Raw genomic sequence first — 12,175 nt, 5'->3', positions numbered from 1 at the left:
TATTTTGGCAGGTTTTATCTGGGCAAACGTTGAAGCAGTAATGCAGCAAGCCGTTGCCAGCCGCGTTGAGAGATTCGTTGTTGAAAGGAGGCCCCGTGAACGCCTTTGACCGCTACGCCCCGTTTATCCAAGACTTCATCTACTCCCACGATTGGGAGAGCCTACGCTCTATCCAGGTTGCAGCAGCTGATGCCATCTTTAACACGCAAGATAATGTGCTCCTGACGGCATCCACGGCTTCCGGCAAAACCGAGGCAGCCTTCTTTCCCATCCTGACCGAGTTTTGGGAGAACCCGCCCGCAAGCGTGGGCGCCCTCTACATTGGCCCCCTCAAGGCGCTCATCAACGACCAATTCGTCCGCCTCAACGACCTGTGCGAAGAAGCCGATATCCCCGTCTGGCACTGGCATGGCGATGTCTCGCAATCACACAAGGCCAAACTCATCAAAAAACCGAGCGGCATCCTACAGATTACGCCCGAGTCGCTCGAGGCGCTCCTGATCCATAAGCACATGGCGATCCCGCGCATGTTTTGCGACCTGCGCTATGTGGTTATCGACGAAGTCCATTCGCTCATGCGCGGCGACCGCGGCGGGCAGACGCTCTGCCTTATCGAGCGTCTCTCACGCATGGCAGGCGTGCAGCCCCGACGCATCGGCCTTTCTGCCACCATCGGCGACCCCGAGCGCACGGGCGTCTTTCTCTCGCAGGGAACGGGGCGCGACTGCGTTATCCCCCGCTTTGGGGAACCGCGCCGCGTGTGGCGCATCTCCATGGAGCACTTCTACAACTCGGGCCCCCAGGCTCAGCAACGAGGATTCGTAGGCACAGGTCCACAAGAAGCCGAGGTGCTTGCTTGCGAGCGTATTGAGACGGCGGCGCCCGCGGCGTTGCCCGCATCCGGACAAGACATGTGCCACAGCGGACAGCTTACACAGGAAGAACACCGTCAATGTCGTGAGCAGGCGCGGGGCAAGGCCGCTCCCAAAGACCGTCGCACTTCCTCGGCCCCCGAGGGCGAAGTCGACATCCCACGAGCGACCGAGCAGGCGCTTCTCAACCCCACCGACACGGCGCCCGACAACGCCGACCCCGGCATGGGCTATATCTTTGAGCATACGCGCGGTCGCAAATGCCTGGTCTTTGCCAACTCGCGCGAGGAGGCAGAGGCCGTGTGCTCCATGCTGCGCAGCTACTGCGAGAGCCGGCACGAGCCCGACCGTTTTCTCATCCATCACGGCAATCTTTCGCCATCGCTACGCGAGACGGCCGAGGAGCTCATGCGCGACGAGGAGCAGACGCAGACAACCGTCACCACCTCTACGTTGGAGCTCGGTATCGATATCGGCCGCCTGGAGCGCGCCTTCCAGATTGACGCGCCGTTTACCGTCAGCTCCTTTTTGCAGCGCATGGGGCGCACAGGCCGTCGCGATCTTCCGCCCGAGATGTGGTTTGTCATGCGCGAGGAAGAGCCCGAGCCGCGCACGATGATGCCCGAAACCATTCCCTGGAAGCTCCTGCAGGGTATCGCGCTCGTACAACTCTATCGCGAGGAAAAGTGGGTCGAGCCACCCGAGCTCGATCGTCTCCCCTACAGCCTGCTCTATCACCAGACTATGTCGACCCTCGCCAGCACCGGCGAGCTCACGCCGGCCGAACTTGCCCAGCGCGTGCTCACGCTCAGCTATTTCCACCGTGTCTCGGCAGACGATTACCGTGTGCTGCTACGTCACCTCATTAAGATCGACCATATCCAGGTCACCGAAGGTGGCGGGCTCATCGTGGGTCTCGCGGGCGAGCGCATCATCAACAACTTTAAGTTCTACGCCGTGTTCCAGGAAAACGAGGAGTTTACCGTCCGGAGCGAATCGGCTGAGCTGGGCACGATCGTTAATCCGCCCCCGCCCGGTGAGCGCATCGCCATCGCCGGACACTGCTGGATTGTCGAGGAAGTGGACTGGAAGCGCCACACTGTCTTTGCCACGCAGGTCAAGGGCCGGGTGCCGGCCTACTTTGGCGACTGCCCCGGCGACATTAACACGCATGTGCTCGAGCGCATGCGCCAAGCGCTCACTGAGCACGCAGCATATCCGTACCTTATGGGTAACGCACGGGCTCGCTTGGCGCAGGCTCGTCATACCGCCGAGATTTCGGGCGCGGGAACTAAGCCGCTCATCAACCTGGGTGGCGACACCTGGGTGCTCTTCCCCTGGTTGGGCAGCTACGCCTTCCTAGCACTCGAGCGCATGCTTAAAATCAAATGCGCCGCTGAGCTGGGCCTTCGCGGACTCGACCCGTCACGCCCGTACTTTATGCAGTTTAAGATGAAGGCCGACGAGGAGACGTTCTTTGAGGTGCTCGCCGCCGAGGCCGAAAAGGACTTCGATCCCATCGAGCTCGTCTATCCTGGCGAGGTGCCTTACTTTGACCGCTACGACGAGTTTGTTCCCGAAGAGCTTGTGCGCAAGGGCTTTGCCGAAGGCGTGCTCGACATAGAGGGCATGAAGCAGCGCGTTCACGGCTGGCGCGACCACGCCTAAGACCAGTCTTTTTTGGGACGGGGAGACTTACTTGTCGTGAAGGACGGCGCCGAGGAAGTCGGTGTCGAAGGGCACGGCTTCGGCAAAGGCGTAGTCGCCGTCGCTGGCGATGAGCAGGTAGTTTTCCTCGCCGCTGAACTTCGCATCGCCACATGGGACCACCCAGGCGTGGACGAATACCTCGAGTGCCGCGGCAGCGCAGTCGCGAAGGAACGTCACATCGCTCCCCTCGTTTGCGCTCACGATATTGGCCACGTAGATACCCCCGGGGTTCAGGCTGCCCCGCACCAGGCGCAGCGCCTCAACGGTCGCCAGCTCGCGCACGGGCTCGGCACCGCCAAAGCAATCGCTCACGACCACGTCGTAGCGACGATGGCCCACGCTCGTCACACCCAGATACGAGCGAGCCTCAGCGGTAATCACCCGCAGGCGATCGCCCACCGCGTGCTCCAGTTCATCCAGATAGAACCAACGGCGCGCCAAGCGCGTTATCTCTCCGTCATACTCGATGACGTCCATGCGCAGGCCCTCGTGCGACATCAGCGCAAACTTGGGATAGGCAAACCCGCCGCCGCCCAGCATGAGCATACGGTCGATACCATGCCCGTAAGCATCACGCATTGCGTCCTCGGCCTCAAACACATCGTCAAATGCACGATAGTACGCAAAGACTGGCTCCGCCCAACGATCGCCAACATAGCTCGCGCTTTGGTAGACGCCGCCTTGCACCAATACGCGAACTTCGTCGCCGCCCTCATCGTGCACGCGCTTCACACGTGCCAGCCCATTGCGGGTCCTCGCGACCTGCAGACAGGCAGCACGAACAGCGACAGCGGCCGCACCAAGCGCCGCGGCTCCCAGAGCAACGCCGGCAACGACGCCGGCAGAAACACTCGGCTTGTTCATCTAGAGCTCCTTTTGCAGATAAAGGCCATGGTCATAAAATCCAAGATGGCGATAGTACTCGCGCGTACCGATCGCGCTGATCACGTTGATGTACGTATAGCCAGCGTCCCGAGCTATCTGGCACGCACGCTCCACGAGCAAACGTCCCAATCCATGGTGCTGCGCTGCCTGGCCCTGATCGCCCACGCGCGCCGCCATGCCATACACGTGCACCTCACGAATCATCGCCTCGTCCGGCATCGTCGGCAGCTCGTCCGCATGTGCGGCAACAAAAGCGCGATCGGGCAGCGACAACCGCAAAAAGCCCGCGATCTTGCCCCGCGGCGTCACCCACTGCAAAAAGCGCTCATAAGTCACCGGCGTCTCGTACGCTACTTCCTCATCAAGAGATAGCTCATCCAGGTCGGCACCCGCCGTGCTGATCTCGCGATAGCGAATCTCACGCACCGTCGCACCGTCACCCCGAGCAGCCAGGCGGTTCTCGACGAGCTGACGCAGGTTGGGCTTCTTGTTGCCCACCATGATGTCATCGGAACTAAAGTCGCGAATCATGCGGCTGATGCGGCAGAATGCCGGCGTCACCACGATGTCATCGGCCAGCACATCGAGCAGTTCTTCCTCGGTATAGGGGCGCCACTCGCCGCGCTCGTAGCAGCCCACCAGGCGCGAGCCCTCGATGAGCGCACACGGGTAGACTTTGACCTCGTCGGGCATAAAGGCCCCCTCGGTCATAAAGCGCTCGTAGTCGCGCTTGTCCCCCTCGGGTGTGGCGCCCAACAAGTTGAGCATAAAATGAGCGTGGATCTTAAAGCCAAACAGGCGCGCGAGCGAAAACGCCCGCTCGATCTGTGTCACCGAAATGCGGCGCTCGTTGATATCGAGTAGATGCTGGTCAAGGCTTTGGATGCCCATCTGTATCTTGGTGCAGCCCAGGCGGCGGATGAGCATGAGGGCCTGCGGCGTTACAGCATCGGGGCGCGTCTCGATAACGAGTCCCACCACGCGATGCTTCGCCGTCTCGTTGATGCGCTGCTGACGCTCGAGCTCCTCCATCGTTGCCGTCTGCCACTCGGTGACCTCGCCCCACGGCGTACCAGGGCCGTACAGACGACGCACCGCGCGGTTATAGCCGCCCACGGCAGCATCCACACGCTCCTGCTCGTCGGCAACGCCGGCAGCAAGCTCAGCCTCGTCAGCCGCAATGCCGGCAGCCCGATAGCGCTCGCGGCGCTCTGTTACCACCGGCGGCAGGGCATCGGCGGGCGCGTCATCGAGCAGGCGCCCCGCCTCGGCACGGCTGATGCCCGGACGCGCCAACATGGGGTTAGCCGCCACACCAGCCACGGCATCGTCATTGAGCGCACGGAAAAGCTCCGACATAAACCACGTCTGATACCCTTGCGGATAGTCGCTCCAGGTGCCACCGAGCACGATGAGCTCTATCTTGTCGGTCGCATGCCCCATCTGCGAAAGCGCGGTCAGACGAGCGCTCACCTGCAAATACGGGTCAAAGCAGTTTTGCTCCGCACGGGCGCATGCCGGCTCGGCATGCAGATAGCTTTTGGGCATGCGCAGATCGTTGGGGCAAAACAGGCAATCGCCCGAACAGGGCCACGGCTTGGTGATGACGGTAATGGTCGCCACGCCCGAAGCCGTGCGGCGCGGCTTCATGCGCAGCACCTGCAGCAGCTGACGCTCCAGCTCGGCATCGACATTCCATCCAGCCCAACGAGCCGGCTTCTCACGTTTAACCCGCTGGTAGAACGGCAGCAGACGGCGCTTGGCCAGATCTCGTTTGTCGGCACCCTCACGGCGCGCCTCGGCATGTATCAGTTTGACGAGCGCCTTGTCGTCCACGGTCTCACCGCGACGCAGAGCCTCGAGTATGTTCAAAATAATCTGTTCCATGCCCCCATTGTAAAGGCAAAGGCGCCGGAGCCAGTCACGGCCCCGGCGCCTCCATCAAAGAGCATGCCTATATGCACCGATCTCCGAAAACCGCATGTCACACCGATTCGAACGACATGTCGCCCGAACCGACCTTAAAACGATACGTTGCAGACTTGTCACCGTTGTCGAATTCAGCATTCAATATGGTCTCGCCATCGTAGCCAAGCGGAAGGAAATCGCTCTCAAAGTCACCGCTGCCCACGGTGAGGCTCGCCTTAAAGCCCGTAGAGTTCGGAACCGATATCTCCACATCGCCCGAGCCCACGCTTACGTCCATCGACTTCGCGGGGGCCTGGTAGAGCTCGAACGCCACATCGCCCGAACCGACCTCGGCATCCAAGGTGTCGGTTACGGTGCCCGCAAACTCAACGTCTCCCGAGTCCAACGTCAGGCTGAGGTCATGACACGCAATGTCCGTGACCGTCAGATCGCCCGCTCCTACATTCGCTGTAATGCCCACCATGTTATCGGCAACTTCGCGCGGCAGTTCGACGGTAACCGTGCGGTCAATGGCGCGCTCGTCATCGCAATCGAACTGGCGAATCTTGAGCGTAGAACCCTTAACCTCGGCCAGATTTTTGGTTGCCGCATCGAAGGCGACGGTCCCCGTTGCCACGCGACCGCTTTCAATTACGCGCACCGGCCCGCCGGAGACGTGTTTGACCTCGACCGTGCCCGACGTCACGTCCAAGTCAAGTGATGTGAACGCGTCGGCATCAAACGTTTCGCTCGAAAGCTGTTGAGGCCGAGCGGAATAGTTACCGCTATTCAAGGAATCGTCCTCGTCAAACGCATCGCCCATACCAGACAAGCCGGATACAACATCGTCGAGATCCCACGGACCATCAAAATGAATCAATGTCCGCGAAATGCCAAAGACAAGCCCGATGATGAGCACAAACGCTCCGATGCCAATGCCCAAGCGCCTCTTAGACTCATGCGAGAGCTTCATCATTCATCACCTTCTTTGGCACTCGACTCAGCGGTGGTCGCGGCAGCCATGTCAGCGTCAACCGCTGTGGAAACGTCCTCCCCCTTAGTCCTAGCGACCGCCGGCGCCGGACCAACCTGAATATCCCCGCGCGCCCAATCGCCATCGAGCGCACGTGCCACCCAGTGATAGATGGGAATCGTGAAGAAAATCAGCGCGGCAAAGGGGCCGGCGCCAAACAGGAACATCAGCAAAAAGAACAGCAGCCAGCACACGGCCCAGTACGGGAACGACTGGAACGGACCCTTCACCGGAGTCGGGCCGGCCGCACCGGCACCCGTCACCTGCGCCGTAGCGGCATTGGCGGCCTGTGCACTCCAGCTTGCCGCCTGCGCCGCCTTGGCTGCCGCGTCACTTGCCTGCGTTGCCGCCTCGGTGGCGCGTGCCGCGGCCTCATGGGTGCGGGCGCGCTCTGCCGCCTCGGCCTCGCGCTGACGGGCGCGGTCCTCGTTCTCAAACTCGATATCGTCCTCGATCTCATCGCTCGGATTGAGGAGCTCGTCCAAACTCACGCCATAGAGTTTGGCGAGCGAGATCAGGTTCTCGGTATCGGGCGAACTCTCCGCACGCTCCCATTTACTGACCGCCTGACGCGACAGGCCCAGCTTTCGCGCCAGCCCCTCTTGACTAAAACCCTTGCTGCGACGAAGGTCGGCGAGCCGCTGCGCAGTTTCTACATTCATGGTTCCTCCTATGTGATGCCAGCCGTGCCGCCGGACCGTTTTTGTTCTTAAGGCGCCTTGCACAGTTAAAAATGTATCCGCCACCGCCAAAAGCACGCCACCTATTCTAGTGAGATTTTTGACAACCGGCGGTTGCGGGTGCATATGAGCTGCGGAAATGTGTCCAAACAAAGCAATGACCCGCGGCTCGGTTGTCCCCGTTGCGGCGTTAACGGTAGTATGGTCGTACTGTTTATTCCGCACCGCCAACGGAGGGAGTTCCGCGCCGTGAACCGCGATTTCGCCTCATCGCTCATCCAGCTCAACAATACGTTCTATCGCGAGCACTCCGCCTCCTTTTCCGATACGCGCCAGGCCCCGTGGCCCGGCTGGGTGCGCACTATGGACATCGCGCTCGAGCAGCTCGACGTGGCCACGATCGAGCATCCCGTCCGCGTCTTCGATCTTGCCTGCGGAAATATGCGCTTTGAGAACTTTGCCGCCGGCGGCGCACTTGCCGCCAAGGGCGTCGACGGGGCAAACCCCTCGGCAGATGCCAGCTGCCCGTTTGAGTTCTATGGCGTCGACTCGTGCCAAGACCTGGCCATCGATGCCCATGGCCACGCGCTGCGCATTCCCAACCTACACTTCCAGGAGCTCGACGTGCTCGACGCCCTCATGAAGCTCAACCCCGCCGAGACACCCGACGTGCTTTTCGACGCCCCGCTCGCCGACATCTCGGTCTGCTTTGGCTTTATGCACCACGTGCCGTCGTGCGAGTACCGCGTACGCGTGCTCGACGCCCTGGTACGTCAGACGCGCCCAGGCGGCATCATCGCCATCAGCTTTTGGGAGTTTATGAACGATGAGCGCATGGCGCGCAAGGCCGTTCGAGCCGAAGCCCGCGCCGAACTCACCCCGCCGTTTGAGGGTTACGATTCCGCGCAGTTTGAAGCCGGCGACCACCTCATTGGCTGGCAAAACGACCGCCACGCCTACCGCTATTGCCATCACTTTGACGATCAGCAGATCACCGACCTGGTGCGCGGCGTACGTACGTTCTACAAGAGTGGCGAGGTTCCCGTACGCGAGCTTGAGCGCTTCCATGCCGACGGTCGCAGCGGCGAGCTCAACCGCTATGTGATTCTCAAGCGCCTGTAGGCACCGACGACTCGCCGCCGGACCGCACCACATCTTTCGGGCAAACTATGTCCACCCTTTTTCAAACCATTGACGGAACGCGCAGCTATGCGTTCCATACTTATGACCAAGGAGCCTCATGGGAGCCGTCCACGTCCGCACGCCTAAGAACTTTGTGCTCGAGGAGCGCCTGGAGCGCTACGCCGATGCGATTGAGACGAACCCCGAGGCCTATGTCGGAGATTGGCGCGCGGCTTGCGCGCCAGTTGGCAGCAAGCCTTTTGAGCACCTTCACCTGGATCTTGGTTGTGGCAAGGGAACGTACCTTGTAGAGCGCGCGGCCCGCGAGCCAAACACGCTCTTTATCGGCATGGACCAGGAGCCTATCTGCATCGCCTATGCCGCACAGAAAATCTGCGAGCAGGAGCTGACCAACGCACTTGTCCTGCCCCGAGGCGCCACATCACTGCCACGGCTGTTTGCCGCAGGCGAGCTCGATGCCATCACCATCAACTTTCCCACGCCGCAGCCCAAGGCCAAGTACGCCAAAAAACGACTCGTCCATGTCGACCATCTGATGCTCTACCGCCCGCTCTTTTCAGACGGCGCCACCGTTACGCTGCGCACCGACAGCAAGCCATTGCGCGACTACGCCCTGGGACAGTTTGCCGCGGCGGGCTACGACACGCTTTGGGTAAGTGATGACGTCCGCCGCGACCATCCCGAGCATCCCGAGACCGAATATGAATGCCGCACGCGAGAGATGGGTGCCGTCGTCTATGGCATTTGCGCCATGCCCGGAGCGCAGCCAACCGACGAACAGCTCACAGTAGGACGCGCGCAGGAGCAAAGCCTTGCCTGCTACCTGCCCGATAACCTCGATGAGCTCACCTATGTACCCCTGGGCATGGAAGAAGCCGTCGAGAACTTTAGAAACCGTGCTCGCAAAGGCAAGAAGCGCTTACCGCAGGAGTCCTAGGGGCTTCTGATGGTCGCGGCGTCGGCAAACAAGCACAAATAGGCGCCAGCGAACGGCCCTCAAACCTAAGTGAGTAGACTTTTTTGCAATAGCCAAGCACAGCCCGCATAACGAAAACTAAAACCGCAGGTAGAGCCCTTACGCAAAAGCCATGTGCTCGCAATATCGCAAATAGTCTACTCACTTGGCTAGCGACTACACTAAACGGCTGGGCAGAACGCCCATTTCCTGCATTTTCTTGCCTGCGAACGCATCGATGCGACGCTACGCCATAATAGTTGGCGGACAATCGCGAGAGAAAGCAACCACATGGCACAGACTACGACAGATACCGTCGCCAGCACCGTCTCCGGCGCCGGGGCCGCCAGCTCATTCTCGGGCGGCACGGGAACCGAGGCAGAGTTCGGTTCGCTCGGCGCGCTCTCCCCCACCTGGTGGGAGCCCGAAGACCGCAGCGAGCCCGAACCATGGCTCACGCCCGACCAGGCCTTCGAGCGCTTCTTTGAATGGACGAGCAATCGCGGTATTGAGCTGTGGGACCACCAGGAAGAGGCCCTCATGGACCTGGCTGCCGGCGATCACGTCATTTTGGGCACACCGACCGGATCGGGCAAATCGCTCGTCGCGCTGGGAATGCTCTTTATGGGCATGGCGCAGGGCAAGCGCTGCTATTACACGGCCCCCATCAAGGCCTTGGTCAGCGAAAAGTTCTTCGACCTGGTACAGGTGCTCGGCCGCGATAACGTCGGTATGATCACCGGCGATACGCATATCAATACCAAAGCGCCCGTCATCTGCTGCACGGCAGAGATCCTTGCTAACGACGCGCTGCGCGAGGGCGAAGATGCCGATGTGGGCTGCGTCGCCATGGACGAGTTCCACTACTTTGCCGACCCCGATCGCGGTTGGGCCTGGCAGGTACCGCTGCTCACCCTGCCTCACACACAATTCATGCTCATGAGCGCCACGCTCGGCGATGTCACCGCGATCGCCGCCTCACTCGAGGAGCACACCGGCGCCGCGTGCGATCTGGTCGTCGATGCCCCACGCCCCGTGCCGCTGAGCTACGACTACGTGACGACCTCGCTCGAGGGCACCGTCGAGCTCGCTATGCGCCGCGGCGAGGCCCCGCTCTACATCGTTCACTTTAGCCAGGACGCCGCACTTGCGACGGCGCAATCCCTCGCCAACTTTGGTATTGCCAGCAAGGAGCAGCGCGAGGCCATCAAGGAGGCGGCCAAGGGCACGAGCTTCTCGACGGCCTTTGGCAAGATCCTCAAGCGCTTGCTCGGCTGCGGCGTCGGCGTGCACCACGCCGGCATGCTGCCACGCTATCGCCTACTGGTCGAGCGCCTGGCACAGCAGGGCCTACTGCCCGTCATCTGTGGCACCGATACGCTCGGCGTCGGCATCAACGTACCCATCCACACCGTGGTGCTCACCGCACTCACCAAGTTCGACGGCTATAAGATGCGTCGTCTGCGCGCCCGCGAGTTCCATCAGATTGCCGGTCGCGCCGGCCGCTCGGGCTTTGATACCGAGGGCATGGTCATCGCCGAGGCACCCGAGCACGAAATCGAGAATGCCAAGCTTATGGCCAAGGCGGGCGACGACCCCAAAAAGCTCCGTAAGATTAAAAAGAAAAAGGCCCCCGAGGGCTTTGTCACCTGGAACAAGCAGACCTTTGAGCGCCTAATCGAGACGCAGCCCGAAACGCTTAAGCCGCGCCTACGCATCACGCACTCCATGGTGATTAGCGTGGTCGAGCAGGGCGGCGATGCCCGAGCCCGCGTACACGACCTCATCGAGACGAGCCTGCAGACTCCCGAGGAAAAAGCTAAGCTCGAGATTCGCGCCGACGAAATCTTCGCCACGCTCATCGATTCCGGCGTCGTCGTTCGCACCGAGGTGCCGCCCGTACCCGACGCCCCGACTGACGCCGCACCAGACATCGACTATGCGCTGACGGTCGATCTGCCCGAGGACTTCGCACTCGATCAGCCGCTCTCGCCGTTCTTGCTTGCCGCGTTGGAGCTGCTCGATCCCGAGAGCGAGACCTATACCCTGGATCTGATTTCGATGGTCGAGGCAACGCTCGAGGATCCCAAGCAGGTATTGCGCGCACAGGAGCGCGCCGCGCGCGACCGCGCGATGGCCGAAATGAAGGCTGACGGCGTCGAATATGAGGAACGCCTGGAGCGCATTCAGGATGTCACCTATGAAAAGCCGCTCGAGGATCTGCTCGACGCCGCCTTTGACAAGTACTGCCAGGAAGTGCCCTGGGCCAACGACTACCAGCTCTCTCCCAAGAGCGTCCTGCGCAATATGCTGGAAAGCGCGAGCGATTTTAAGGGCTATATCCAAAAGCTCGGCATCGCCCGCTCCGAGGGCATTTTGCTGCGCTACCTGGCAGAGGCCTACCGTTCACTCGACCGCACCGTGCCCATCGAGAAGCGCGACGAGCGCCTGCGCGACATTATCTCGTGGCTGGGCTTTGTGGTGCGCTCGGTGGACTCGAGCCTGGTGGACGAGTGGGAGAACGCCGGCAACCCCGCTGCACTCGACGCCGCACCGCCACAGGGCATCGACGAGGTCGTTGCGGACCGTCGCGGCTGCACGCTGTTGGTGCGCAACGCACTCTTCCGCCGCGTGACCCTTGCCGCCCGCGAGCATGTTCGCGACCTGGGCGAGCTCGACGACGACTGGGGCATGAGCGAAATTCGCTGGCAAAAAGCACTCGACGCTTACCACGAGCAGCACGAGGAAATCCTCACCGACGGAGATGCCCGCAGCGCCGCGATGTTTTCCATCGACGAGTCCGATGAGAAGACCGCGCACGTATGGCATGTGCACCAGATCTTTGCCGACGAGGATGGCGACCACGACTTTGGCATCATGGGCGATGTCGATCTGGACGCCACGCAAGACGGTGGCGAGGTCATCTTCAAGAACTACCGTGTCGGCTTTATCGAAGATTTGATCGAGGACTAGCCGTACATACTGGAAC

General features: G+C 61.3%; 8 protein-coding genes. 4 read left to right on the top strand and 4 right to left on the bottom strand.

The annotated features are described in order from the left end of the window. The first annotated feature begins 95 nt into the window (after positions 1 to 95). Positions 96 to 2,540 (top strand): DEAD/DEAH box helicase, encoded by a 2,445-nt coding sequence (locus DXB53_RS00395; RefSeq protein ID WP_117582894.1) that lies wholly within the window; start codon positions 96 to 98, stop codon positions 2,538 to 2,540. Between the two features lie 27 nt (positions 2,541 to 2,567). Here the strand turns inward: DXB53_RS00395 and DXB53_RS00390 are convergent, their stop codons facing one another. From DXB53_RS00390 to DXB53_RS00375, 4 genes are all read right to left on the bottom strand, one after another. Then, the gene (locus tag DXB53_RS00390) at positions 2,568 to 3,446 is read right to left on the bottom strand and encodes a spermidine synthase (RefSeq protein ID WP_117582893.1); all 879 of its coding nucleotides are present in this window, start codon (positions 3,444 to 3,446) and stop codon (positions 2,568 to 2,570) included. Then, positions 3,447 to 5,354, bottom strand: coding sequence for an elongator complex protein 3 (locus DXB53_RS00385; RefSeq protein ID WP_117582892.1), 1,908 nt, complete (start codon positions 5,352 to 5,354; stop codon positions 3,447 to 3,449). 97 nt (positions 5,355 to 5,451) lie between these two features. Then, a complete protein-coding gene (locus DXB53_RS00380) occupies positions 5,452 to 6,348 on the bottom strand; it encodes a DUF4097 family beta strand repeat-containing protein (RefSeq protein ID WP_158556471.1) in 897 nt (298 codons plus the stop codon). After that, positions 6,348 to 7,070, bottom strand: a complete 723-nt coding sequence (locus DXB53_RS00375) for a helix-turn-helix domain-containing protein (RefSeq protein ID WP_117582890.1) — start codon at positions 7,068 to 7,070, stop codon at positions 6,348 to 6,350. The genes DXB53_RS00380 and DXB53_RS00375 overlap by 1 nt, the downstream gene beginning before the upstream one ends. Positions 7,071 to 7,337: 267 nt before the next feature. Between DXB53_RS00375 and DXB53_RS00370 the strand changes: the two genes are divergently transcribed. The 3 genes from DXB53_RS00370 (at position 7,338) to DXB53_RS00360 (ending at position 12,159) form a co-directional block, all read left to right on the top strand. After that, entirely contained in the window at positions 7,338 to 8,210 is an 873-nt protein-coding gene (locus DXB53_RS00370) for a hypothetical protein (protein ID WP_022094355.1), read from the top strand. 118 nt (positions 8,211 to 8,328) lie between these two features. Beyond that, the gene (locus DXB53_RS00365; RefSeq protein WP_117582889.1) at positions 8,329 to 9,168 is read left to right on the top strand and encodes a tRNA (guanosine(46)-N(7))-methyltransferase TrmB; all 840 of its coding nucleotides are present in this window, start codon (positions 8,329 to 8,331) and stop codon (positions 9,166 to 9,168) included. 309 nt (positions 9,169 to 9,477) lie between these two features. Continuing rightward, positions 9,478 to 12,159 (top strand): RNA helicase, encoded by a 2,682-nt coding sequence (locus DXB53_RS00360; RefSeq protein WP_117582888.1) that lies wholly within the window; start codon positions 9,478 to 9,480, stop codon positions 12,157 to 12,159. Positions 12,160 to 12,175 lie beyond the last annotated feature (16 nt).

The organism is Collinsella sp. OM04-5, from assembly GCF_003439125.1.
GTDB lineage: Bacteria > Actinomycetota > Coriobacteriia > Coriobacteriales > Coriobacteriaceae > Collinsella.
The sequence above is the reverse complement of the archived record's forward strand: the minus strand, read 5'-3'. Positions and strand labels throughout refer to the sequence as shown.